We start from the raw sequence: 23924 nt of genomic DNA, 5'->3' as shown, positions 1-23924 counted from the left end.
CCCGCCCGCCTGCTCGCCTGCCCGCCCGCCCGTCCAATAATCCCTTCCCCTCCCCCCACCCGTCCGGAACGATGACGCGCATGGTGTCCACTGACCGGCTGCTGGCGTTCGCCGCCATGTCGTTGCTCTTGATCCTCATCCCCGGGCCGAGCGTGCTCTTCGTCATCGGTCGGGCGCTGTCCCAGGGGTGGCGGGCCGCGCTGATCACGGTGGCCGGGAACACGCTCGGGGCGTACGTGCTCGTCGTCGCCGTTGCCTTCGGGGTGGGGTCCGTCGTGGAGCGGTCCGTGCTCGTGTTCACGGCGCTCAAGCTCGCGGGGGCCGCGTACCTCGTCTACCTGGGGATCAAGGCCTTCCGGCAGCGGCATGCGCTGCGCGCGGAGTTCGGGGCGGGCGCAGCCGCGTACGGGAGCTGGCGGTCGCTGTGGGAGGGGTTCGCCGTCGGGGTGGCCAATCCGAAGACGATCGTGTTCTTCGCGGCCGTCCTGCCGCAGTTCGTGGACCGCGATCAGGGGCACGTGACGGCCCAAATGCTCACGCTCGGCCTCGTGTTCAACCTGATCGCCGTAGTCTGCGACAGTGCCTGGGGCATGGTTGCCGCAACCGCCCGGAGCTGGTTCTCGCGGTCGCCGCAGCGGCTCTCCGCCGTCGGCGGGGCCGGCGGGCTGGCGATGATCGGTCTGGGTGTGACCGTCGCCGCGACCGGGCGCAAGGACTGATCCGGAGCCCGACCCGAAACCTTCCCAGGGGGAAGCATGCGCGTCCGCTTACCGCTCGTGCCGCTCGTCACCGTCGGCGCCGTCGGCGCCGCCCTGCTCACGGGATGTGCGGGGGAGCCCGAGATCACCCCGCCGAAGACGAACGTGAGCTTCAAGCCCGCGCCTACCTTCACCGCCCCGACCCCCAGCGCCACGGGGCCGGTGGACCCCGGCCCGGGCGTGATCCAGTGGTACGGCACCGGCGGCGAGAAGCTGCTCCACGGGCTGATCTTCGAGGCTCTCAGAGCCCAGGGCCAGCACGAGGACGGCAAGATCGTCATCGACCTGGGCCCCCTGTCGGCCCGGCTGGAGGAGGCCCGGGGGTACACCGTCGCCTACATCCCCGAGCAGAAGACCCAGGACACCTGGACCAAGGCCCGCGAGCGCCTCTCCTCCGGCATGGCGACGGTGCTGAACGCGTCGGGCCTCGCCGTCTCGCCGACGAACAAGGAGAAGGCCGCCGAGGCCGCCGCCATCGGCTGGGCGGAGATCGGCGAGGGGATCCAGGGGCTCAAGGAGACCGACGACCGGCTCCGCGCGCTGGGCTGCATGCCGACCAAGGACCCCTGGAAGTAGCGGAGTTTCGGCAGGGCCGGATGATCTACTGAGCCGACGACCGGTCGGGGACTCAGCACGGGGGTATGGGCGTGGGCGCGGACGGAAACGCGGACGTGAACGCGGACGTGGACGTGAGCGCGGACGTGGACGTGGAGACGAACGCGGGCGGCGACGGGCACGCGGACGCGCACGCCGAAGCCGACGTGCACGCCGACCCGGACGCGCAGCGCCTCCTCACCCTCCGTTTCGAGGAGCACCGTTCCCATCTGCGGGCCGTCGCCTACCGGATGCTCGGGTCGATCGGTGAGGCCGAGGACGCGGTCCAGGAGGCCTGGCTGCGGTTGAGCCGCTCCGACGTCGGTGACGTGGAGAACCTGGGCGGCTGGCTGACGACGGTCGTGGCCCGGCTCTGCCTGAACGGGCTGCGCGCCCGCGCGACCCGCCGGGAGGACTCCCTCGACGACCGGCTGGACGGGGCCGGCCGTGCTCCGCGGATGCCCGACCCCGTCCTCGCCCGGGAGGGCGGCGTGGTCGACCCCGAGCAGGAGGTGCTGCTCGCCGATTCCGTCGGGCTGGCGCTGCTCGTGGTGCTCGAATCCCTCGCTCCGGCGGAGCGGCTGGCGTTCGTGCTGCACGACATGTTCTCCGTGCCCTTCGACGAGATCGCCCTGATGATCGACAAGACGCCGGCGGCCACCCGGCAGCTCGCCAGCCGTGCGCGGCGCCGGGTCCAGGGCCGGGCTCCCGCGCCGGATCCGGACCTGGCCCGGCAGCGCGAGGCGGTCAGCGCGTTCTTCGCGGCCACCCGCGACGGGGACTTCGACGCGCTCCTCTCCCTGCTCCACCCGGACGTCGTCCTGCGGTCCGACGGCGGCGTGGCCCGTGCCGGCCAGTCGGTGGTCCTGAACGGCGCCCGGATCGTGGGGTCCCAGGCGGCCCTCTACAGCGCCCTCGCGCCGTTCGTCCGCCCCGTGCTCGTCAACGGAGCCGCGGGCGTGCTGTGCGTGGTCGAGGGCCGGCTGATGTCGGTGATGGCCTTCACGGTCACCGACGGCCGGATCACCGCCATCGACGTGCTCACCGATCCCGACCGGCTGGACCTCGTCGACCTCGGCCCCCTCACCTGACGCACCCGTACCCTCTCCTTCATGATCGACTCACGTGCACACGTCCGGATCGCCCGGCCCTCGCTCGACCTGGCCGCCGCCGAGCGGTTCTACGTGGGAGGGCTCGGGCTCGCCGTGCAGTGGCGCTCCACCGAGCGGGTCTCCGGGAAGCACGACCTGCTGATGGTCGGGCCCCTCGGGGGCGGCTGGCACTTCGAGCTGACCCGCGACCCGGAGAACCCGGTGGCCCCCTCCCCCACCCCCGAGGACCTCTTCGTCGTCTACCTCGGCGAGGCCCCCGACGAGGCCCTCGTGGCCCGGCTCGTGGAGCACGGCGGGACCCGTACGCCCGCCCACAACCCGTACTGGGACACCTACGGGGTCACCGTCACCGACCCCGACGGCTATCAGCTCGTCCTGTCCTCCCGCACCTGGGGCTGAACGCGGGGCGGCGGCGGGGCTGCGCGCATCCGCCCCTACCGCCAGAACTGCGCCAGCGCCGCTTCCTTGTACGGCGCCGGGCTGACGCTCAGTTCTCCGGCGAAGGGCCGGTCGAGGGCCATCACCAGCAGCAGGCTGAAGCCGATCAGCCCCGCCACCGCCGAGACGAACAGCAGCTGCATCTTCAGGCTCCGCAGCCCGAAGAGGAAGGTGAGCGGGAGGATCACCAACGCTCCGCCGTACACGAGCACTTGGAGCAGCGGCGGCAGCGAGGTCTCGGCCATCGTCACGCGCGCCCGGCGCTGCGCGGCCACGTCGTTGAGGCGGACGACGGCCTCCCCGTAGAAGGTCTCGCTCCGGGGGCCGGAGGGCTCGTAGGCCTGGAGGGCGGTGTACAGGGCGTGCGTCTGGTCGGCGGTGGCCTCGTAGCTGGGGCGGCCCTCGCGCATGAGGGGCCACTGGATCTCGACGACGGCGTGGACGTACTCCCCCACCGCCCGGTCCACGCGGGCGCGTTCGGCCGGCGGGAAGGCCTCGGCGCTGCGGACGACGAGGGCCAGGTCGGTGGCCTCGGTCGCGACGATGGTCTGGGTGTTCTCCAGTTGCGTCCACAGGGTGACGACGACGAAGGCGAGGATGATGCCGTAGATCGCGCCGAACATCCCGAGGGCCACCCCGACCATCTCGTTGTGGTCGCCGTCCGCGAGGTGCGGGAAGCGGCGGCGGGCGGCCAGGCTGCCGCCGATGGCGAGGGCGACGAAGCCGCCGACGAGCAGGACGCCGAGGACGAATGTGCTGAGGTGATTGAGCAACCAGAGGATCATGTCCTGCCCAACGAGCCCCCCGCCTCCCGGGCGTCGAGCAGTTCGTCCCAGTGCTCCCGCGTCCACTCGCACGCCGCGTCCAGGGGGCCCAGCAGGCCCCGGCCGAGCGGGGTGAGGGCGTACTCGACCCGGCGCGCCGGGGCCTCGTACTCCGTGCGCACCACGAAGCCGTCGCGCTCGAGCCCGCGCAGGGACTGGGTGAGGGACTTGGCGGTGATCTCGCGCAGCGGGACCTTGAGTTCCGAGAAGCGGCGGGGGCCGTCCTGGAGGCAGCGCAGGATCATCGTGGCCCATTTGTCGCCGATCCGGAACGGCACCAGCGGCGAGGGGCAGACGGGGTCGAACATCTCGGGGTCGAGGGGTGGGGGCGGCGGCGGCTGCGGCTGCGGCGACACCTGCTTCTCGGTCATGATCCACACGGTAGGGCGGTATCCGATCGGTAACCACCCCTCCCCCTAGGGTCCGTGACATGACGAACCAGGGGACCACCATCAAGATCATCGTCTTCGGCGGGGGCGGCCGCGTCGGCCGGGCCGTCGTCGCCGAGGCGCGGGCGCGGGGGCGGGGGCACGAGGTCACCGCGGCCGGGCGGGCGGACGGGGACGTCACCTCGGCGGCGGACGTGGAGCGGCTCGCCGCCGGGCACGACGCGGCGGTGGCGGCGGTGTACGACACGGGGGCCGTCCCCGGCGCCTTCTTCCCGGCGGCCGCCCGCGCGCTGGCGGCGGGGCTGGGCGGGGCCGGGGTCGGACGCCTGGTGTCCGTCGGGCTGGCGTCCGTACTCCCCACGGGGTCCGGGGAGCCGTTGATGGACACCCCGGGCTACCCGCAGGAGTGGCGGGAGTTCTACGTCGGCCACGGCGCCGGCACCGAGGCCCTGCGGGCGGCCGCACCGGCGGGCCTGGACTGGGCGGTGTTGAGCCCGTCGGGCGACTTCACGACGGAGGCGGCCGAAGCCGGGACCGCCGCCGAAGCCGAAGCCGGGACCACGACCGCCGCCGGAGCCGAGGCCGGGACCGCGACCGGAGCCGAGGCCGGGACCGCGACCGGTACCGCGACCGCCGCCGGGCGCGGCTACGCCTTCGCGCCGGCGAACGCCGACGCCCGGATCCGGCACGCGGACTTCGCCCGGGCCGTCCTGGACGAGCTGCTGGCCCCGACCGTGCACCGGACCCACGCGGGGGTGACGGGGGCATGACCGGCACCCTGCCCGCGATGCCCGCGCCGAAGGGCCCGGCCCCCACCGACAGCCCGAACCCCTGGGTGGCGGACCACATCCGCCGCTTCGAGGAGACCGGCGGGGTGCCGCGGCCCGGGATCCGCGACCTGCTGCTGACCACGCGGGGGCGCCGCTCCGGGGTGCCGCGGCGCACCGCGCTGGCCTACGTTCCCGACGGGGAGGCCGCCGACGCGGCGTACGTCCTCACGGCGTCCAACGCGGGGGCCGGGCACCACCCGGCCTGGTACCTCAACCTGTGCGCCGACCCGGCCGTCACGCTCCAGGTCGGCACCGAGGCCTTCCCGGCGCTGGCCCGCCCCGCGAGCCCGGCGGAGACGGAGCGGCTGTGGCCGCTGGTGGTGGCCGCGATGCCCTCGTACGCGGCCTACCGGGACACGGCCGCCCGGACGGCCGGCCGTGACATCCCGCTGGTCCTGGTCACCCGCACGGTCACCCGCACCGGCGGCTGAACCTCGCGCGGCGAGCGCTCAGGCACGCACCTTCGGCGGCTTCGGCAGCCCGGACGACAGCGCGGTCCCGGCTCCGCCGAGGGAGGCGTCGGTCGCCTTCGACGCGGACCCGGCGGCCGAGGCCGTGATCTCCACCGCCGTCTTCGCGTCCTTGACGGCGCCCCCGGGGTGGTCGACGATCTCGCCGACGCGCTGGGTGATCGGGGGCCCCTGGATGGCGGGCTCGTCGGCGGCGTGCGCGACGGCGGGGCTGAGGGCGAGGGCCGCCCCTCCGGACAGGACGAGGGCGGCAAGGCTGCGCTTGATGGCGTTCATGCCCGGCCCAACGACTCGCCCGACCCCTGGTCACTGACAACGCCCGCGGCCCCGGATCGGAGGATCGATCCGGGGCCGCGGGCGTGCATGACACAGCGGGGGGGGAGGGGCCGGGGCCCCGGGGTCAGTCCTCGACCACCAGGGACGGGGTGGACTTCGTCAGGACCTCGCCGCGGAAGAAGGCGGGGCTGCGGCGTTCGGTGACGAACATGACGACCAGGCCGAGAGCCAGCAGGCCGACGCCGATGACGAAGACGTTGCCGACGTCGAGGCCGGGGAGCGTGGAGCCCGAGCCGTAGGACGGGTCCCACGCGTCGTACAGGGTCTTGAAGAAGACCGAGGCCAGCAGCACGCCGCCGAGGACCGGGAAGACGCCCTTGAAGAACAGGTCGCGGGCGGACCTGCGCAGGTCGCCGCGGAAGTACCAGACGCAGGCGAAGGCCGTCAGCGAGTAGTAGAAGCAGATCATCAGGCCGAGCGCGAAGATCGTGTCGGTCAGGACGTTCTCGCTGACCAAGGTCATCACCGTGTAGAAGGCGCCGGTGGCGACACCCGCCATGATCGTGGCGCGGCCGGGGGTCTTGAACTTCGGGTGGACCTTGGCGTAGGAGGGCGGCAGCGCCTCGTACGTGGACATGGCCAGGACCGTGCGGGCCACCGGGATGAAGGTGGTCTGCAGGGAGGCGGCCGCGGAGGCCAGGACCGCGATGAAGAGCAGGACGCCGAGCGCCGGGCCCATGACCGGGCCGGCGAGGGCGGCGAAGACGTTGCCGGAGGTCTCCTCGTTGGCGAGGCCGAGGCCTTCGCCGCCGGAGCCGACGGCCATCTGGGCGGCGATGCCGGTGGCCAGGTAGGAGCCGACGAGGACGACCATCGCGATGAGCGAGGCACGGCCCGGCGTCTTGGTGGAGCCGGTGGTCTCCTCGTTGGTGGCCAGGCAGGCGTCCCAGCCCCAGTACATGAAGATCGACAGCGAGAGTCCGGCGGTGAAGGCCGCCATGGACTCGACCGCGAAGGGGTTCATCCAGGACCAGGAGAAGTCCAGGCCGGTGTCGAAGGTGCCCGCCGAGGCCTTCTGGAAGGCCATCGCGACGAAGATGGCGAGGACGGCGAGCTGGAGGCCGACCAGCGCGTACTGGACGCCCTTGGTGGCCGTCATGCCGCGGTAGCTGATGGCGGTCGCGGCGGCGATGAGGGTGAGGCAGGTGACGATGTGGACGAGCTTGTTGTCGTCCAGGGCGGCGATCGATTCGTTGCCCGTGACCTCGCCGGCCAGCAGCCAGAAGTAGGAGGTGGCGACGCCGGCCAGGTTGGAGAGCACGATGATCGTGGCGATCACCAGGCCCCAGCCGCACATCCAGCCGATCCGCGGGCCGAAGGCCTTCACGGTCCAGGTGAACGAGGTGCCGCAGTCCGGCATGGCCTTGTTGAGCTCGCGGTACGCGAAGGCGACCAGGAGCATCGGCAGGAAGCCCGCCAGGAAGATCGCCGGCATCTGCATGCCGACTTCACCGGCGGTGGAGCCGAGGGTGGAGGTCAGGCAGTAGACGGGGGCGACGGTGGAGATGCCGATGACGGCGCTTCCCACGAGGCCGACGGAGCCCTTGCCGAGGCCCTTGCCGCGCACGTCACCATCGGAGCCACCCCGGGGGGTGGCTCCGCTTACCGTGTCTCCGGCCTGGGGCCGAACGTCCAGCTGTGTCATACGTCAGGACGTTAGACGCTGCGTTTTCCACATGCGGAGGACAAAAGTCCAGTCCGGCACACGCCGAAAGCCCTTCGAATCCCGAGATCCAGACTCTCCACGAGGATGTAATACAAGGTTCACAGGCCCGCCGATCATCGTTTCGGCGGACCTGGACCTTCGGTTTCGCGATGCGGAAACCGCAGCACTGTCCGTTTTGACCCTTTTCAAACTTTCCGGGTCAACTTTTGGTCAAGTCCATGCGCTTTCGGTCAAGCCCAGACGATCGACTGCATCTCGCTGTAGGCGTGCAGTGCGTACGAGCCCACGTCCCGGCCGACCCCCGAGCGCTTGAAGCCGCCGAAGGGCGCCTCCATGTTCCGCCCGATGGTGTTCACGCCGACCCCGCCCGCCCGCAGCCGCCGCGCCACCCGGAAGGCGCGCGCCGCGTCCGCGGACCACACGTAGCTGATCAGGCCGAAGTCGCTGTCGTTGGCCAGCGCCACCGCCTCGTCCTCATCCCCAGCGGCTCCGTCGAAGGGCACCACCACGACGACCGGCCCGAAGATCTCCTCCCGCACCACGCGCATGTCGTTCGTGCAGTCGACGAGCAGCGTCGGGGCCACGTAGAACCCCTTGCCCGCCGCGGCGCCCTCGCCCACCACCGGACGCTCGCCGCCGAAGGCGATCCGGGCACCCTCCTTCTTGCCCAGCTCGACGTACGACTCCACGCGGTCCCGGTGCGCCGCCGAGATGACCGGGCCCACCACCGTGCCGCGCACCGACGGGTCCCCGACCTTCATGAAGGCCAGGTACCCCTGCAGCTTCTCCACCAGCTGCTCGTACACCGACCGGTGCACGATCACCCGGGTCGGAGCCGTGCAGATCTGCCCGGAGTAGAAGGAGAAGGTGGTGCCGATCCCCATCACCGCCGCGTCCAGGTCCGCGTCCGCCAGGACGATCGCCGCACCCTTGCCGCCCAGCTCCATCAGCTGCCGCTTCATCGTGCGGCCGCAGACCTCGGCGATGCGCTGCCCGACGCCCGTGGAACCGGTGAAGGACACCATGTCCACGTCCGGGGAGTCCACGGCCGCCTCGCCGACCTCCACCGAGGTGCCGGAGACCACGTTCACCACGCCCGCCGGGACCCCGGCCTCGTGCAGCGCCTCCGCCATCCGGAACACCGACAGCGGGTCCTGCGGAGCCGGCTTGACGACCACCGTGTTGCCCATGGCCAGCGCCGGGGCCACCTTGCCCGCCGGATTGGCCCACGGGTTGTTGTACGAGGTGATGCAGGTGACGACCCCGACCGGCTGGCGCACCTCCAGCGCCCCGAGGATGCTCGCCGCACCCATCGGGCCCGCCTCGGTGACCTGCGGCGGGAGCCCGCGCTCGACCGGTTCCAGCGCGCCCTTCGCGTACCGCCGGAAGCGGGCCACGCCCACCCCGACCTGCATGCCGCGCGCGATCCCGGTGGGGGCGCCCGTCTCGGCCTGGGCGAGCGCCGCCCAGGGCTCGTACTCGCGCTGGATGATGTCCGCGGCCCGGTCCAGGATCGCGGCCCGCTCCTCCGGCTTCGTACGGGACCAGCCCTCGAAGGCCGCGGCCGCGGCCCGCGCCGCGTCCTCGACCTGGCCGCGCGAGGCCTCGGGGGCCAGGCCGACGACGGACTCGTCGGCCGGGTTGACCACCTCGTAGTGCCCGCCCGCCGGCTCGACCCACTCGCCGCCGATGTAGAGCTTCTGGGGCGTCTCGGAGCTCATCGCGTGCTCACCGTCCTCGTGTCCCGGCCCGAACGGAGCACGATCCCCGGGATCGCCCCCGTGACCTCGTCGTCGCGGATGGTCTCCACGCCGTTGACGCGTACGGACACCATGCCGATCGCCCGCGCGTCCAGCCGCGGGCTGTCCCCGGGCAGGTCGTGCACCAGCGTGGCCGGTCCCGCCTCGATCCGCTCCGGGTCGAAGAGCACCAGGTCCGCGTGGAAGCCCTCGGCGATCCGGCCGCGCTCGCGCAGCCCGAACAGCTGGGCCGGGTCGTCGGTGAGCATCCGTACCGCCTGCTCCAGCGGCACCAGCTTGCGGCCGCGCAGGCAGTCCCCGAGGAAGCGGGTCGTGTACGGGGCTCCGCACATGCGGTCCAGGTGGGCGCCGGCGTCGGAGCCGCCGAGCATGACGTCCTCGTGCTGCCAGGTCTCGGCGCGCAGCGCCCAGCTCGCCGGGTCGTTGTCGGTCGGCATGGGCCAGAGCACCGTACGCAGGTCGTCGTTGGCGCAGATCTCCACCAGGCACTGGAAGGCGTCCTGGCCGCGCTCGGCCGCGATGTCGTTGACCACGCGGCCGGACAGGCCCTCGTTCGCCTCGCTGTAGGTGTCTCCGATGACGTAGCGGCCGAAGTTGGCCAGGCGCCGGAAGACCCCGGCCTCCTTGCTGGCCGCGCGGCGCAGCATCTCGGCGCGCACCTCGGCGTCGCGCAGCTTCGCGATGCGCTCGGGGACGGGCAGGCCCAGGATCTCGCCCCAGCCGGGGATGAGGTTGAGGGCGCAGAAGGTGCCCAGCGACATGTTCATGGGCGTCAGGATCGGCATCGTCAGCGCGACGATGCGGCCGCCGGCCTTGCGGGCGCGCTCGCTGGGGATCAGCTGGCGCGGCACGCGCTCGGGGACGGAGGCGTCGATCGTGAGCACGTTCCAGTTCAGGGGCCGTCCGGCGGCCGCGCTCATCTCGACGAAGAGATCGATCTCCTCGTCGGCGAACTGGTCCAGGCAGCCCGCGACGATCGCTTCGAGCTGGGTCCCCTCGTGTTCGGCGACCGCCCGGGAGAGCGCGAGGAGCTCTTCGGGCTTGGCGTGCCGGGAGGCGACGGGGGCGCCGGAGCCGTCGGAGTGGGTGGAGGACTGGGTGGTCGACAGGCCCCAGGCGCCGGCGTTCATGGCGTCGTGGAACAGGTCGAGCATCGCCTGCATCTGCTCTTCGGTGGGCTGGCCGCCGACGGCGTCCTCGCCCATGACGTGCCGGCGCAGCGCGCAGTGGCCGACCATGAAGCCGGCGTTGACGGCTATGCGGCCGTCGAGCGCGTCGAGGTACTCGCCGAAGGTGGACCAGGTCCAGTCGACGCCCTCTTCGAGGGCCTTGAGCGCCATGCCCTCGACCTTGCTCATCATACGGCGGGTGTAGTCGGCGTCCTCGGGGCGGGCCGGGTTGAGGGGGGCCAGGGTGAATCCGCAGTTGCCGCCCGCGACGGTGGTCACTCCGTGGTTCATGGAGGGGGTCGCGTACGGGTCCCAGAAGAGCTGGGCGTCGTAGTGCGTGTGGGGGTCGATGAACCCGGGGGTGAGGACGAGGCCGGTGGCGTCCTCGCTGGTCGCCGCGGATTCGGTGACGGTTCCCGGCTCGGCGATGACGGCTATCCGGCCGTCGCGCAGGCCGACATCCGCGATGCGGGCGGGGGCGCCGGTCCCGTCCACGACGGTGGCGCCCTTGATCAGGTGGTCGAGCATGACGTCCTCTCTGCCGGTGATTCGTCTTGCGGTCCGCGTCCTGGGGCTCCGCCCCAGACCCCGCTCCTCAAACGCCGGAGGGGCTGAATTTTCCAGACCGCCGGCGGTCACATACGGGCTGACGTCCGCCGAAATCCAGCCCCTCCGGCGTTTGAGGAGCGGAGGTCCGGGGGCTGGTCCCCGGCAGCGGCGCCGCACGGTGACCGCCCAGGGCCCCGGTCGGGGGTCTTCGGCCGGCCGCGGCCTCCGTACAACCCCCGGCCGGGGCCGGTTTCGGGGCGGCGGTCCGGGAAGACGCCGCCCCCGTTCCCCCGCGGGGCTACGCGCCTTCGCGGAAGCGCGTGGTGCGGTGCACCGGGTCGGTGTCGATGTGCGGGATGACGTGCTCGCCGATGAGCTTGATGGTGGTCATCGTGTCCTCGGGCGAGACGCCGGTCGGCAGACCGAAGGAGAGCTGGTCGGCGCCGGCCTCCTCCCAGCGCTTGCACTGCGCGCGGACCTCGGACGGGTCGCCGCAGATGAGCAGCTCCTCCTCGATCAGCAGCTCGACGATCTCCGCGTTGTACTCGGGGAGGATCTCGGGCCACTCGGGGATGATCTCGGGGCGCGGGAAGGTGTCGTGGTAGCGGAAGACCAGCGACTGGAAGCGGTTCATGTTGGCGTTGACGGCGATCTCGACGGCCTTGTCGTGGGTCTCGGCGCAGATCGCGGTCGAGGTGACCATGACGTTGTCGTTGACGAAGGCGCCGATGGCCTTCGCCTCCTGGATCGCGGTCTTGTACTGCTCCAGCACCCAGGCCATGTCGGAGACCTTCTGGACGCTGAAGCCGAGGACTCCGAGGCCCTTCTTGGCGGCCATGGCGTACGAGGAGGGCGAGCCGGCGGCGTACCACATGGCCGGGTGGGCCTTGCCGTACGGCTTGGGGAAGATCTTGCGCGGCGGGAGCGACCAGTGCTTGCCCTGGAACCCCTCGTACTCCTCCTGGAGGAACATCTTGGGGAACTCGGCGATGGTCTCTTCCCAGATCTCCTTGGTGCCGTTCATGTCCTCGATGCCGGGAAGGAAGCCGAGGATCTCGTGGCTGCCGGCGCCGCGGCCGGTGCCGAACTCGAAGCGCCCCTTGGAGAGGTGGTCGAGCATGGCGACCTTCTCGGCCACCTTGACCGGGTGGTTGACCGGGGCGAGCGGGTTGAAGATGCCGGAACCGAGGTGGATGCGCTCGGTGGCGTGAGCGAGGTACCCGAGGAACACCTCGTTCGCCGACAGGTGCGAGTACTCCTCCAGGAAGTGGTGCTCGGAGGCCCAGGCGTACTTGAACCCGGACTTGTCCGCCTGGATGACGTACTCGGTCTCCTCGATCAGCGCCTTGTGCTCTGCCTCGGGGTCGACCTTGGACCGTGCCTCAGGCACGTATCCCTGCACAAAGAGCCCGAATTCCAAGGGGATTCACCGTCCTTCTGTTTCTGACGTTGCGTCAGATTCGATGTCACGACTGTTCCATCGCGGGGGCGGGAGCGTCAATACCTGACGCTCCATCAGATACGGTCGGGCGGAGCTAGAGGATGCTGACGCCCGCCATCCAGCCCCCGTCGATCACGAACGGCTGGCCGGTGATGTAGGAGGAGTCCTCGCTGGTCAGGAACAGCGCCAGCTTGGCTATCTCCTCCGGCTGACCCACCCGGCCCATCGGCACCACGCGCTGGTAGAGCTCCGCCATGGCGTCCCTGGCCTCCTGGGGCAGGTCGGCCGGATTCGTGTTCCCGGGGGTGGCCATCGCGGTGTCCACGGCCCCCGGGCACATCGCGTTGACCCGGATGTTCTTCGCGGCCAGCTCCAGCGCGGCCACCCGGGTCAGGCCCAGGATCGCCGCCTTGGTCGCCGCGTACGTGCCCACGTACGCCATGCCCGTCAGGCCCGTGTACGAGGAGGTGTTGACGATCGTGCCACCGCCGGCCGCCTCGATCTCCGGGGCCACCGACTTGATGCCGAGGAAGGCGCCGACCTGGTTGACCTGGACCACGTGCTGGAACTCCTCCAGCGGGGTCGCGGTCAGCTCGTTGAAGCGCAGGATGCCCGCGTTGTTGACCAGGCCGTTGACCTCGCCGAAGGCCTCCTTCGCCGCCGCGATGGCGGCCGCCCAGTCCTCCTCCCGGCTCACGTCCATCCGTACGTACCGGGCCCGGTCCTCGCCGATCTCCCTGGCGACCGCCGCGCCCTGCTCGTCCAGTACGTCGCCGAGGAGCACCTTGGCGCCCTCGGCGGCGAAGAGGCGGGCCTCCTGCTCGCCCTGGCCGCGCGCGGCACCGGTGATGATGACGACGCGTCCGTCCAGCTTGCCCATGCCCGTAGCTCCTAATCGTTGAGGAGAGGGCCCACTTCGGACCCGAAAGCAGTGATCTGGTCGATGAGTTCGGCCCGGTCGCGGTTGCGGAAGCGGACCTGGATCTGGTCGATGCCGATCGCCTTGTACGCGCGCAGCGCCTCGGCGAGCGCCTCCGCCTTGCCGGTGAGGGTCCGGCGGCCGGTGTCCCAGCCGGGCTCGCCGACGTACAGCGGCGCGGTGATCGCGCCGAACTCCACGGGCCCGGCGACCCCCGCCTCGGCGCGGAGCTCCTTGATCCGGGCGATCTGCGCCGGGAGCTTGTCGAGCGGGTCGCCCTGCGGCAGCCAGCCGTCGCCGCGCACGGCGGCCCGGCGGACGGCGGCGGGCGAGGAGCCGCCCACCCAGACCGGGATCCGCTCCTGGACGGGGCGGGGCAGCTGCCCGAGGTCCTTGAAGGAGAAGAGCTCGCCCTCGAACTCCGGGTACTCCTCTGGCCCGAGGGCGGCGCGCAGCGCGTCGAGGGTCTCGTCGAGGACGGCGCCGCGGCGCGCGAAGTCCACGCCGAGCACCTCGAACTCCTCCTTCACGTGCCCGGCGCCGACGCCGAGGATCAGCCGGCCGCCGGAGAGGTGGTCGACGGTGGCGTACTGCTTGGCGCTGAGCAGCGGGTGGCGCAGGCCGAGGATCGCGACGTGGCTGAGCAGCCGCACGTTCTCGGTGATCCCGGCCAGGAACGAGAGGGTGGCTATCGGGTCGTACCAGATGGTGCTCATGGGGCCGGCCATGTGCCGCGGGATGGCCACGTGGTCGCAGGTGGCGACGTAGCCGAAGCCGGCCCGGTCGGCCGCGCGGGCGACCGCGGCGAGATCGGCCGCGCCGGCCGTCGCCTCCCAGGGCTCGGCATAGATGGTGCTCTGCGACTGGATCGGGAGCTGCATCCCGTAGACCAGCCGACCTTCCGGAAAAACGCGCGCCATGGGCCGTACCCGCCTCGTCCTCGACTGCCGATTCGTCATACCGGTGCGGGGGCCATCGTCGTAGCTGACGGGTCGTCAGGCAAGGGGTGGGTGCGATGCACCCGATCGGGTGTTGCGGGGTACTACCAATAGTGGGATCGTAGGTGCATGGGAACCAGAGCGCTCACACCCACGGAGGCCCGCATGTCCGAGATCACGGTGAAGAAGTCGGTGACCATACGGCGCTCCATCGCCGAGCAGATCGAAGAGCGGGCGGGCGCCGGCGGGTTTTCGAGCTTCGTGGACGCGGCCGCCGAGCACTGGCTGGCGCTCCTGAAGGCGCGGGAGATCGTCGAGGACTACGAGCAGGCGAACGGGCCGCTGCCCGAGGATCTCCTGGAGGAGGTCCGTCGCGAATGGCACGGCGAGTAGTACCGAGGCCTGAGCCCCTGAGCGTCAGCGCCACGCTCATTCTCGACGCCCAGCCACTGTCCCTGCTCGCCGAGAAAGACCCCCGCACGACGGTGCTGATCGAGGTGGCGCGCCGTGACGGCTACGCCCCGGCCATCAGCGCCGCCACCCTCGTGGAGGTACGCCGCCACGGCCAGGCGGGCCAGCGCCTGGCCTGGCTCAGGTCCCGGCTCACGGTCATTCCCGTCACGGAGCAGATCGCCGACAAGGCCGCCGAGCTACTTGAGGCGGCCGGGCTCGACGGACACGAGTGCGTGGTGGACGCGCTCGTCGTGGCCACCGCAGCGCTCTCGACCGGTCCGGCGAAGGTGGCGTCCTCCGACGGGTCCCACGTCCCGAAACTCTGCACCGCGGCCTCCCTCGGGCGACCGTCTCCGGTCCAGTGGGTGCGCGTATGACGGCGTCCGAGGACACGCGCCAGAGGCAGCTGGAGCGTGAGCGTCTCCGCGAACCGATCCAGGATTCCGAGGCCGTGAACGGGCCGGCCGACCCGGCTGCGGTCGAGGCGAAGCGAGCCGTCTTGCGCGGCAGGACTGCAGCCGGGTGACCGCGGCCGAGCCCGAAGGGATGTCTGAATCCCGGGTACCCCGCTAGGGTGCCGCCCGTGGATCTTTTTCTGACGCTGATCAGCGGGCTGGCCTGGACCCTCGTGTACGTCGAGGCGATCCGGGTGGGGCTGCGCGACCGGACGTACGCGATGCCGGTCGCGGCGCTCGCGTTGAACTTCGCGTGGGAAACCACCTACGCCTACTACGAGTTCCACAACTCCGGAGTCACGGCGCAGGCCGTCGTCAACGTGGTGTGGGCGGTCGCCGACATCGTCATCGTGTACACGTACCTGCGCTACGGGCGGGCCGAGTTGCCCGGCTTCGTGACCCGGCCGCTGTTCGCCGTCTGGAGCGTGCTCGTCTTCGCGAGCGCCTTCGCCGTGCAGTGGCTCTTCGTCGCCCACTTCGGCACGCACGACTCGAGCCGGTACTCGGCGTTCCTGCAGAACCTGCTGATGTCCGGCCTGTTCATCGCCCTCTACGCGAGCCGGGGCGGCCGGCACGGGCAGTCGCTCGTGATGGCCGTCGCCAAGTGGCTGGGCACGCTCGCGCCGACCTTGCTCTTCGGAGTCATCGAGGACGCACCGTTCATCCTCGGGCTGGGGCTGCTGTGCGCCGTGTTCGACCTGGCGTACATCGCCCTGCTGGCCCGCGACCCGGCGGGCGGGAAGGCGACGGCGGGCGAGGTGCCTGCCGCGAGCGAGCCCGTCAGAAGCCCTTCGGCCCCATCACGATGACCGGCTTGGCCGCCGGGTCGAGGGTCTCCAGGACCTTCTGCATCGCGGCCTTCGGGATGCCCACGCAGCCCTGCGAGGGGCCGTCGTGGTCCACGTGGAGCCAGATGTTGCCGCCCTTCTCCTCGCCCTCGGGCTTCGTCGGATCGAGCGGACTCACCCCCGTCTTGCGGTTGAAGTCGATGGCGACGACATAGTCGAAGGAGCCGCGCAGCGACTCCCCGTTGACCCCGCGGCCCGTCGCCACGAAGGAGCGGTCCTGGTCGTACGGGAACTTCGTGCCCGGCGGCTTCGCCAGCAGCCCGCCCGCGTCGGTGAGCGCGAACACGCCCTCGGGGGAGGTCAGGTCCCCGTACGTACGCTCCGTGGACCAGCCCTTGGCTCCGTTGCGCGCGGGCCAGCTGTCGCTCTTCGCCCAGTCGGCGCCGGCCGCCGGGCGGGTGTACAGGGCCGCGGTGGACTCCGAGGAGTCCTTCGCCTTGCCGGTGACCAGGATGAGCTGGCGGGCGTCCGCGGGGATCTTCGCCCGGGTCTGCTCGCTGACCTCGGGCAGGCCCTGGAGGGGGTCGCGCTCGGCCGCCCGCGCGGCCCGCTCCTGCGCCGGCGGCCGGGCGTCGGCCGCCACGCGGGCCGCGGCGTTGGCCGGCGGGTCGTGGGCCAGGTACACCCAGCCCGCGCCGAAACCGAGCAGCCCCAGGGCGGCCGCGAAGGCGAGCGGGCGCGAGCCGCGGGAGCCCCGAGATCCCCGGGAGCCCCCGTCGGCGCGCCGCGTACCGCCGGCGCGGGAGCGTCGGGACGGGCGGGTCGTACCGGGTGTGCGGGACGGGCGGGTCGCGCGGGAGCCGGCTCGGGCGTGCTTGCTCATTGACCCGACCGTACACAGCCGATCTTCATTTTGGTTGACCGGTCAAGCGCCCGGCGTTTCCCCGGCGGGTGGCGCAGCCGGTGACCCGGCCGGGAACCAGACCCGGACCATCAGCCCGCCGCCCGGCGCCGGGTTGGCCCGCGCCGTCAGTTCCGCGCCGTGCGCCCGCGCGATCGACGCGACGATCGAAAGCCCCAACCCGGCCCCCTCGCCCGCCGTATGCTGCCGCTCCGCCCGCCGCCGGAAGGGCTCCAGCAGCCGCGGCACGTCCCCCGGCTCGATCACCGGACCGGTGTTGGAGACCGTCAGCACCCCCTCCCGGGAGGTCGCCACCTCCAGGCGGCCGCCCGCGCGGTTGTGACGTACGGCATTGGCCAGCAGGTTCCGTACGAGGTGTCCCAGGAGGGTCCGGTCGCCCGCGACGGTCAGCGGCGCGAGGTCCCGTACCACCACCAGGTCCTGAGGGGCCGTCCCCTCCGTCCTCTCGAGTCCTGCCAGCTCCGCCTCCGCGAGCCCCGTCAGGTCCACCGGCTCCGTCGCCTCCAAGCCCTCCTCCGAGACGGCGAGCAGGAGCAGCGACTCGACGAGGTGCTGACTGGAGTCGGCGACCTCGATCAGCTTGGAGCGGATCCGGGCCACCTTCTCCGGCGGCGGGTCACCCGCCAGCCCGATCTCGGCGGCAGCCCGCTGGACGGCGAGGGGGGTGCGCAGCTCGTGGGCGGCGTTCGCGGCGAACCGGCGCTGCGCCCCGACCAGCTCCTCCATCCGGTCGAGCATCCCGTCGAAGGTGTCCGCCAGCCGCTTGAGTTCGCCGGGCGGGGCCTGGAGGCCGATCCGCTCGTGGAGGTTGGCTCCGGACAGCCGACGGGCCGTCTCGGTGATCACGCCGAGGGGGCGCAGGACGCGGCCGGCCATCCACCAGGCCAGCCAGATGGACAGGACGGCGAAGACGGCGAGGGCGACGAGGGAGACGACCAGCAGCTCGTGGAAGGTGGCCTGCTCGACGGCGGTGGTGAGGTTCTTGGTGGCCTGCCACTGAGCGAGCTGCTCGGGGGAGGGCGTGGCTCCGGGGTCGAGCCTTTCGGCGGGGACCGGCACGCGCTGGCCCGGGACCGCGGGCGGCGGGGTGCCTTCGAAGGCCGGGACGGTGGTGGTGACGGCCCCGCTGATGCGGGTGTAGAGGCCGTTGCGGAGCAGGATGTTGATCAGTGCGATGAGGCCGCCGCCCGCGAGGAGCAGCAGGGAGCCGTAGAGGACGGTGAGACGGGCGCGCTCGGAATGGAGCACTGCTCTCATCGCGGATCACCGATCCGGTATCCGGCACCCGGGACCGTCTCGATCAGCGGCGGCTCCCCCAGCTTGGCGCGCAGCTTGCTCAGGGTCACCCGTACCGCATTGGTGCTGTACGAGGTGTCCTCCTCCCACACCTGCTCGATCAGGTCGTCACTGCTGAGGACCGCGCCCTCCGCGCGCAGCAGCGACTCCAGGACGGCGAACTCCTTGCGCGAGAGCGCCAGCCGGCGCCCCTCCCGGGTGGCGGTGCGCCGCGCGACGTCCACGGCCACCCCCGCCCGCTCCAGCACCGGCGGCAGGGCCGGCTGGGCGCGCCGGCCGAGCGCCAGGACCCGGGCGAGCAGCTCGTCGTAGGCGAAGGGCTTGGTGAGGTAGTCGTCGGCGCCGAGGCCGAGGCCCTCCACCCGGTCCCGTACGGTCCCGGAGGCCGTCAGCATCAGGACGCGGGTCAGCAGCCGCTCGCGCACCACCTGGCGGCAGACCTCGTCGCCGTGCAGGCCCGGCAGGTCGCGGTCCAGTACGAGGACGTCGTACGCGCCCAGGCGCAGGCGGCGCAGGGCCTCCAGGCCGTCGCTCGCCTCGTCGACGGCCAGCGCGTCGCCGCGCAGCCCCTCGGCGATCATCTCCCGCAGGAACGCCTCGTCCTCCACCACCAGAACTCGCATGGCGTCCTCTTTACCGGAGCGGCGCATTTCGCCGTTGTAAGCACGAGCCGTTAGAGAAGCGAAACCCGCTGTTCGCGCAGGATCCGGCCCATGAAGCGATCTACGACCATGACCGCGGCCGCGCTCCTCACCGGCCTGACCCTCTTCGTCACCGCGTGCACGGGCGGCACCGGCGGATCGGACAAGAAGGAGGACGGCTCCTCGCAGTCCGGCGGATCCGGCGGCTCGGGCGGCGGCACGGACGCCGACAACGCCCTCAAGCTGCGCAAGTGCCTGCGCGACAACGGCGTGGACGCCCCCGACCCGAAGCCCGGCGAGGACCCGCGCGGCATGACGGTGGGTGCGGGTGCGGACCAGGAGGCGCTGAAGAAGGCCATGGAGAAGTGCGGGATGTCGGCGCCCGGCGGCGGTGGCGAGGTACCGCAGGCCGAGAAGGACAAGGCCCTCGCCCAGGCGAAGTGCATGCGGGACCACGGCTTCGACATGCCGGACCCGGAGTTCAACGGGAACGCGCGGACCGGGTTCTCCCTGCCCGAGGGGGCCGACAAGGACAAGTTCATGGACCAGCTCAACAAGTGCGGCGCGGACAAGTGAGCAAGCGCAGGAAATGGGTCCTGGGCTCGCTGTTCGTCGTACTCGCCGTCACCGGCGGCGGGTACGCGGTCGTGGCCCAGCCTGCGACCGACGGCAGCGGCTCGAAGCAGGACCGCTCGGACGGGCTGCCGGGTGCCACCTCGCCGGTCACGCGCGGCGACCTGAGCTCCGGGTTCAAGGCCGACGGAACGCTCGGCTTCGCGAAGGAACGCAAGCTCAACGCGGTGGGCGCGGACGCGCCCGGCGGGGCGGGCGGGACGGGAGGGGCCGGCGGCGCGGGAGGCGCCCCGGGAGGCGGCGGGGCGGGGGCCGGCTCCGGCTCCGGCTCCGCGACCCTGACCTGGGTGGCGCCCGCCGGCTCCTCCGTCGAACGCGACGGCAAGCTCTACGAGGTCAACGGCAAGCCGGTGCGCCTGATGTACGGCTCGACCCCCATGTACCGGTCCCTGAAGTCCGGGGACAAGGGCGAGGACGTCAAACAGCTCAAGCAGAACCTCCAGGCCCTCGGCTTCGGCACCGGTCTGGACACCTCGGACGGCACCTTCACCGACGGCACGGCCACCGCCGTCAAGCGCTGGCAGAAGTCCCACAAGGTGAAGGAGACCGGCGAGGTCGGCAAGGGCGACATCGCCTTCGCCTCCGGACCCCAGCGGATCCAGAAGAGCGACATGGCGGTCGGCGACGAGGCGGCCGCCGGCAAGCCCGTCATGACCCTGACCGGCACCGAGCGCATGGTCCGCCTGCAGCTCGACGTGGCCAAGGCGGGCAAGGTCAAGACCGGCGACCCGGTGACCGTGAGCCTGCCCGGCGGCGGCACCGCCAAGGGCAAGATCAGCTCGATAGGAACCACCGCCAACGGCGACGACCCGTCCTCGGGAGGCGGAGGCGGTGGCGGTGGCGGTGGCGGCGACAAGAAGCCGAAGGTCGACGTCGAGATCACCCTCGACAACCCCGCCGAGGCCACGGGCCCCGACCAGTCCCCGGTCTCGGTGGGCCTGACGGGCGAGGTCCGCAAGGGAGTGCTCTCCGTACCGGTCAACGCGCTCCTCGCCCTCGCCGAAGGCGGCTTCGGAGTCCAGGTCGTCGAGGACGGCAAGGTCCGCGAGGCCAAGGTGGAACTCGGCATGTTCGGCCAGGGCCGGGTGGAAGTGAAGGGGGACGCCCTCAAGGAGGGCATGCTCGTAGGAGTCCCCGCGTCATGAACCAACACGCCCACGCGGTCGTCGAACTGACCGGCGTCACCAAGGAGTACCCCGGCGGGGTCGCGGCCCTGCGCGGAGTCGACCTCACCGTCCTGAACGGCGAACTCCTCGCCATCGTCGGCCCGTCCGGCTCCGGAAAGTCCACGCTCCTGCACATCGTCGGAACCCTCGACCGGCCCACCGCCGGGCGCGTCGCCATCGCCGGGTACGACATCGCGAGCCTCTCCGACCGCTCCCTCTCCGCCCTGCGCTCCCGCCACGTCGGCTTCGTCTTCCAGTCCTTCCACCTCGTCCCCGGCCTCAGCGCCCGCGCCAACGTCGCCGAGGGCCTCCTCTACTCCGGCCTCTCCCGCGCCGAACGCGGACGCCGGGCGGAACGCGCCCTGGAGCGCGTCGGCCTCGGCGACCGCATGGACCACCGTCCCCACGAACTGTCCGGCGGGCAGAAGCAGCGCGTGGCGATCGCCCGCGCGGTGGCGGGCGAACCGGACCTGCTGCTCGCCGACGAGCCGACGGGCGCCCTCGACACGGCGTCCGGCGAGTCGGTGATGGAACTGCTGCACGAGCTCAACCAGGACGGGGCCACCATCGCCGTGATCACCCACGACAACGAGATCGCGGCGAGCCTGCCCCGGCAGGTCCGCATCCGCGACGGCGAGATCGTGGCCGACGTGTGGAACGCGGACGCGCTGGGGGTGGGCGCGTAATGGGTGCCCGTACGAAGTCCCGCGCGGCCGGCAAGCAGGCGCGCAAGCTGTCCCCTCCCCGGCTCGGCCCCCGGGACGTGTTCCACGTGGGATCGGCGGGGCTGCGCTCGCGGCCCATGCGCGTGTTCCTGTCCGCGCTCGGGATCGCGATCGGCATCGCGACGATGATCGCGGTCGTCGGGATCTCCTCGTCCAGCCAGGCCAAGCTGCTCCAGGAGCTCGACAAGCTCGGCACGAACATGCTGGTCGCGACGCCCGGCCAGTCGATGTTCTCGGGGCAGGACACCACGCTCCCCAAGGACGCCCCCGGCATGATCGCCCGGATCGACGGGGTCGAATCGGTCGGCACGACGGGCGACGTGAAGGAGTCCATCCGCCGCAGCGAGAACATCCCCAAGGAGGAGACGGGCGGCATCGCCCTCAAGGCGGCGAAGGACGAGCTCCTGAAGACCCTCCGCGCCCGGATGCGGAGCGGTACCTGGCTCAACGACGCGACGGGCCGCTACCCGTCCGTGGTCCTCGGCCACGTCTCCGCCGAGCGCCTGGGCATCACGGGACCGGGCGGGCAGGTGTTCATCGCCGGCCAGTACTTCACGGTCATCGGCATCCTCGACCCGATCCCCCTCGCGCCGGAGATCGAACGCTCGGCACTCATCGGCTGGGACGCCGCGCAGAGCCTCCTGGGCTTCGACGGCCATCCCACGTCCGTCTACGAGCGCTCCGCCGACGACCGCGTCCAGCAGGTCCGCAACCTCATCGCCAAGACGGCCAACCCCGAGAGCCCCACCACGGTCTCGGTCACGGACCCCTCGGCGGCCCTGCAGGCGAAGGCCGCCACCGAGGGCGCCTTCAGCACCCTCCTCCTCGGCCTGGGCGGCATCGCCCTGCTGGTGGGCGGGGTCGGCGTGGCCAACACGATGATCATCTCGGTCCTGGAACGCCGCCACGAGATCGGCCTGCGCCGCTCCCTGGGCGCCACCAAGGGCCAGATCCGCATCCAGTTCGTCACGGAGTCCCTGCTCCTGTCGGGCCTGGGCGGCCTGGCCGGCATCGCCCTGGGCGGCGCGGCCACGGCGGTGTACGCCCGAGCCGGCGACCTCCCCTGGGTGGTCCCCCTCTGGGCCGTCACCGGCGGCTTCGCAGCCACCCTCGCCATCGGCACGGTGGCAGGCCTCTACCCGGCGGTCCGCGCAGCGAAGCTGTCCCCGACACTGGCACTGCAGGCGGGGTAGGCGGCTCCGGGCCTGGGCGGTGCCGGGGGGCGCAGCACCGGGCACCGGGCGCGCGCCGACACACGAGACGGGAGGATCGGGGCATGGCGAGCACGTCGGACACGATCGAACTGAGCGAGGACGAGCTGCGGGAGATCACGGGCTACGCGGCCGACTGTGCGCGCAGGGTCCTGCCGGTCTTCGAGCAGGACCGCCCCGGCGATGCCCGCCCTCGCGAGGCCATCGAGGCGGCAGAGGCGTTCGCCGGGGGCGGCCGGCGCACGGCCGCTCTGCGGCAGTGCGCGTGGACGGCCTACAAGGCGGCGCAGGAAACCGGTTCGCCCGCGGCGATCGACGCGGCACGCGCGGCGAGCCACGCGGCCGGCGCCGCCTACCTCCACCCGAAGGCGAGCGCCCATCAGATCAAGCACATCCTGGGCGCGGCAGCGCACGCGGCACGCGCGGAAGAACTGTCGGCGGAAGCACGGGCAGCGGAGGAACCCGCAGCGGAAGGGACCACCCGGACCGCCGCGCGCACCCTCGCGTGGGCGAGCCGTCACGCACCCCCGGCCGTCTCCCGCGTCCTGGCCCGCATGCCCGCCCCACCCGCCGGAGGCGGCCGCGTGGGAGAGCTCATCCGCGCACTCGACACCGCCCTGAGACCCGCCCCCACGACAGACGGCCCCACGAACCGGACCTGAAGGTTGTTGCAGAACATCCGTGATGGGGCATTCCCCGACCGCGGACCCTGTCCGCCGCCGATGCGGCCCGCTACGGACCGGTCAACCGCCTCGCCCCCGAGGGCGGGGCCCTGGGAGCGGCCCTCGCCCTGAGCGCCCGCGCCCACTCCCCCACGCCGTCCAAGACCCTCTCAGCGCAACCGCGTTCACCACCTCCGCCGCCACGGAAGGCGCCCGGGCCTTCACCCGGAAACGCTCCCCCGCCTGGGACGGAGCTCCTGCGTTCCGCCGGCCCTGATCCCTCCGACCTCTCCCGCCCCCGGACCCCCCGTCGTACGCTGGTCTGATGCACACTTCACCGCGAACTCCTCGGCAGGCAGCCAGAATCGTCGTCCTCAACCCCGCCGGATCCGTGTTCCTCTTCCGCGAGAACAACGTGGAAGTCGGCATCCACTGGCTGCCGCCCGGCGGTGGCATCGATCCCGGGGAGACGCCCGAGGAGTGCGTGCGGCGGGAGTTGCGGGAAGAGACGGGGTGGACCGACCTGGAGCCGGAGCGGCTGCTCTGCACCTGGGAGCACGACTTCACCCACCAGGGCATCCCGGTACGCCAGTACGAGCACATCTACGTGACCAGCGGCCCGCACCGCGATCCCGTCCCGGAGTACCCCGAGGCCCACTGGCGGTGGCTGTCGCCGCGGAACCTCGCCACCCTCGGCGAGCCGCTGTGGCCCCCGCGCCTGGCGGAGCTGCTCGACGAGGCCCCCGCCGAGCCCGTGCACCTGGGCCTGCTCGCCTGAT

27 protein-coding genes are annotated in these 23924 nt (G+C 72.0%); 15 read left to right on the top strand and 12 right to left on the bottom strand.

The genetic code is table 11. The features are described from left to right. The first annotated feature begins 80 nt into the window (after positions 1-80). The 4 genes from ACE1OC_RS23765 to ACE1OC_RS23750 all read left to right on the top strand — a co-directional run bounded on the left by ACE1OC_RS23765 (position 81) and on the right by ACE1OC_RS23750 (position 2863). On the top strand, positions 81-719 hold the full coding sequence (locus tag ACE1OC_RS23765; protein WP_407838706.1) for a LysE family translocator: 639 nt from the start codon (positions 81-83) through the stop codon (positions 717-719). A gap of 36 nt (positions 720-755) precedes the next feature. After that, positions 756-1334, top strand: coding sequence for a hypothetical protein (locus ACE1OC_RS23760; protein ID WP_407838705.1), 579 nt, complete (start codon positions 756-758; stop codon positions 1332-1334). Positions 1335-1519: 185 nt separating this feature from the next. Continuing rightward, on the top strand, positions 1520-2443 hold the full coding sequence (locus tag ACE1OC_RS23755) for a sigma-70 family RNA polymerase sigma factor (protein WP_407841657.1): 924 nt from the start codon (positions 1520-1522) through the stop codon (positions 2441-2443). 21 nt (positions 2444-2464) lie between these two features. After that, positions 2465-2863 carry a VOC family protein gene (locus ACE1OC_RS23750; protein ID WP_407838704.1) on the top strand — a complete coding sequence of 133 codons (399 nt, stop codon included), beginning with the start codon at positions 2465-2467 and terminating at the stop codon, positions 2861-2863. Between the two features lie 35 nt (positions 2864-2898). On the opposite strand, the gene ACE1OC_RS23745 is transcribed toward ACE1OC_RS23750, so the two are convergent. Both ACE1OC_RS23745 and ACE1OC_RS23740 read right to left on the bottom strand, forming a co-directional pair. Then, positions 2899-3687 (bottom strand): DUF4239 domain-containing protein, encoded by a 789-nt coding sequence (locus ACE1OC_RS23745; protein ID WP_407838703.1) that lies wholly within the window; start codon positions 3685-3687, stop codon positions 2899-2901. Beyond that, entirely contained in the window at positions 3684-4097 is a 414-nt protein-coding gene (locus ACE1OC_RS23740; RefSeq protein ID WP_407838702.1) for a winged helix-turn-helix transcriptional regulator, read from the bottom strand. Before ACE1OC_RS23740 ends, ACE1OC_RS23745 begins: the two co-directional genes overlap by 4 nt. Positions 4098-4156: 59 nt before the next feature. On the opposite strand from ACE1OC_RS23740, the gene ACE1OC_RS23735 reads away from it, so the two are divergent. Continuing rightward, the gene (locus ACE1OC_RS23735) at positions 4157-4885 is read left to right on the top strand and encodes an NAD(P)H-binding protein (protein ID WP_407838701.1); all 729 of its coding nucleotides are present in this window, start codon (positions 4157-4159) and stop codon (positions 4883-4885) included. After that, positions 4882-5376, top strand: a complete 495-nt coding sequence (locus tag ACE1OC_RS23730) for a nitroreductase/quinone reductase family protein (RefSeq protein WP_407838700.1) — start codon at positions 4882-4884, stop codon at positions 5374-5376. Before ACE1OC_RS23735 ends, ACE1OC_RS23730 begins: the two co-directional genes overlap by 4 nt. A gap of 18 nt (positions 5377-5394) precedes the next feature. On the opposite strand, the gene ACE1OC_RS23725 is transcribed toward ACE1OC_RS23730, so the two are convergent. From ACE1OC_RS23725 to ACE1OC_RS23695, 7 genes are all read right to left on the bottom strand, one after another. Next, on the bottom strand, positions 5395-5691 hold the full coding sequence (locus ACE1OC_RS23725; protein ID WP_351376488.1) for a hypothetical protein: 297 nt from the start codon (positions 5689-5691) through the stop codon (positions 5395-5397). A gap of 124 nt (positions 5692-5815) precedes the next feature. Further along, complete coding sequence (locus ACE1OC_RS23720; protein WP_407838699.1) at positions 5816-7396, bottom strand: APC family permease; 1581 nt, start codon at positions 7394-7396, stop codon at positions 5816-5818. A gap of 251 nt (positions 7397-7647) precedes the next feature. Further along, complete coding sequence (locus tag ACE1OC_RS23715) at positions 7648-9138, bottom strand: aldehyde dehydrogenase family protein (RefSeq protein ID WP_407838698.1); 1491 nt, start codon at positions 9136-9138, stop codon at positions 7648-7650. Beyond that, a complete protein-coding gene (locus tag ACE1OC_RS23710) occupies positions 9135-10874 on the bottom strand; it encodes an N-acyl-D-amino-acid deacylase family protein (RefSeq protein WP_407838697.1) in 1740 nt (579 codons plus the stop codon). The genes ACE1OC_RS23715 and ACE1OC_RS23710 overlap by 4 nt, the downstream gene beginning before the upstream one ends. Before the next feature lie 319 nt (positions 10875-11193). Continuing rightward, positions 11194-12315: an LLM class flavin-dependent oxidoreductase gene (locus ACE1OC_RS23705; protein ID WP_250742633.1), complete on the bottom strand. Its 1122-nt coding sequence runs from the start codon at positions 12313-12315 to the stop codon at positions 11194-11196. A gap of 115 nt (positions 12316-12430) precedes the next feature. Beyond that, positions 12431-13216, bottom strand: a complete 786-nt coding sequence (locus ACE1OC_RS23700; RefSeq protein WP_407838696.1) for an SDR family NAD(P)-dependent oxidoreductase — start codon at positions 13214-13216, stop codon at positions 12431-12433. Between the two features lie 11 nt (positions 13217-13227). Then, entirely contained in the window at positions 13228-14175 is a 948-nt protein-coding gene (locus ACE1OC_RS23695) for an LLM class F420-dependent oxidoreductase (protein WP_407838695.1), read from the bottom strand. A 183-nt stretch (positions 14176-14358) separates the two neighbouring features. On the opposite strand from ACE1OC_RS23695, the gene ACE1OC_RS23690 reads away from it, so the two are divergent. The 3 genes from ACE1OC_RS23690 to ACE1OC_RS23680 all read left to right on the top strand — a co-directional run bounded on the left by ACE1OC_RS23690 (position 14359) and on the right by ACE1OC_RS23680 (position 15910). Then, on the top strand, positions 14359-14586 hold the full coding sequence (locus ACE1OC_RS23690) for a hypothetical protein (protein WP_407838694.1): 228 nt from the start codon (positions 14359-14361) through the stop codon (positions 14584-14586). Next, the gene (locus ACE1OC_RS23685; RefSeq protein ID WP_407838693.1) at positions 14571-15023 is read left to right on the top strand and encodes a type II toxin-antitoxin system VapC family toxin; all 453 of its coding nucleotides are present in this window, start codon (positions 14571-14573) and stop codon (positions 15021-15023) included. The genes ACE1OC_RS23690 and ACE1OC_RS23685 overlap by 16 nt, the downstream gene beginning before the upstream one ends. A gap of 206 nt (positions 15024-15229) precedes the next feature. Continuing rightward, positions 15230-15910 carry a hypothetical protein gene (locus ACE1OC_RS23680; RefSeq protein WP_407838692.1) on the top strand — a complete coding sequence of 227 codons (681 nt, stop codon included), beginning with the start codon at positions 15230-15232 and terminating at the stop codon, positions 15908-15910. Here ACE1OC_RS23680 and ACE1OC_RS23675 read toward each other — a convergent pair. Genes ACE1OC_RS23675 through ACE1OC_RS23665 form a run of 3 tightly spaced genes read right to left on the bottom strand, consistent with a single transcriptional unit; the run spans position 15882 to position 18730 of the window. Then, a complete protein-coding gene (locus tag ACE1OC_RS23675; RefSeq protein ID WP_407838691.1) occupies positions 15882-16772 on the bottom strand; it encodes a hypothetical protein in 891 nt (296 codons plus the stop codon). The two genes, ACE1OC_RS23680 and ACE1OC_RS23675, sit on opposite strands and share 29 nt — an antisense overlap. Positions 16773-16814: 42 nt before the next feature. After that, positions 16815-18068, bottom strand: coding sequence for a sensor histidine kinase (locus ACE1OC_RS23670; RefSeq protein ID WP_407838690.1), 1254 nt, complete (start codon positions 18066-18068; stop codon positions 16815-16817). Next, a complete protein-coding gene (locus ACE1OC_RS23665; protein WP_407838689.1) occupies positions 18065-18730 on the bottom strand; it encodes a response regulator transcription factor in 666 nt (221 codons plus the stop codon). Before ACE1OC_RS23665 ends, ACE1OC_RS23670 begins: the two co-directional genes overlap by 4 nt. 90 nt (positions 18731-18820) lie before the next feature. Between ACE1OC_RS23665 and ACE1OC_RS23660 the strand changes: the two genes are divergently transcribed. From ACE1OC_RS23660 to ACE1OC_RS23635, 6 genes are all read left to right on the top strand, one after another. Continuing rightward, positions 18821-19324: a hypothetical protein gene (locus tag ACE1OC_RS23660; protein ID WP_407838688.1), complete on the top strand. Its 504-nt coding sequence runs from the start codon at positions 18821-18823 to the stop codon at positions 19322-19324. Then, on the top strand, positions 19321-20526 hold the full coding sequence (locus tag ACE1OC_RS23655; RefSeq protein ID WP_407838687.1) for a peptidoglycan-binding protein: 1206 nt from the start codon (positions 19321-19323) through the stop codon (positions 20524-20526). The genes ACE1OC_RS23660 and ACE1OC_RS23655 overlap by 4 nt, the downstream gene beginning before the upstream one ends. Beyond that, the gene (locus ACE1OC_RS23650) at positions 20523-21233 is read left to right on the top strand and encodes an ABC transporter ATP-binding protein (RefSeq protein WP_407838686.1); all 711 of its coding nucleotides are present in this window, start codon (positions 20523-20525) and stop codon (positions 21231-21233) included. Before ACE1OC_RS23655 ends, ACE1OC_RS23650 begins: the two co-directional genes overlap by 4 nt. Continuing rightward, entirely contained in the window at positions 21233-22465 is a 1233-nt protein-coding gene (locus ACE1OC_RS23645; protein WP_407838685.1) for an ABC transporter permease, read from the top strand. Before ACE1OC_RS23650 ends, ACE1OC_RS23645 begins: the two co-directional genes overlap by 1 nt. 83 nt (positions 22466-22548) lie before the next feature. Further along, positions 22549-23145, top strand: coding sequence for a putative immunity protein (locus tag ACE1OC_RS23640; RefSeq protein ID WP_407838684.1), 597 nt, complete (start codon positions 22549-22551; stop codon positions 23143-23145). A gap of 325 nt (positions 23146-23470) precedes the next feature. Further along, on the top strand, positions 23471-23923 hold the full coding sequence (locus ACE1OC_RS23635; RefSeq protein ID WP_250742649.1) for an NUDIX hydrolase: 453 nt from the start codon (positions 23471-23473) through the stop codon (positions 23921-23923). The last annotated feature ends 1 nt before the right edge of the window (position 23924 follow it).

This window comes from Streptomyces stoeckheimensis (genome assembly GCF_045822005.1).
GTDB lineage: Bacteria > Actinomycetota > Actinomycetes > Streptomycetales > Streptomycetaceae > Streptomyces > Streptomyces stoeckheimensis.
Note: the sequence above shows the minus strand (reverse complement) of the source record. Positions and strands in the feature narration are given on the sequence as shown.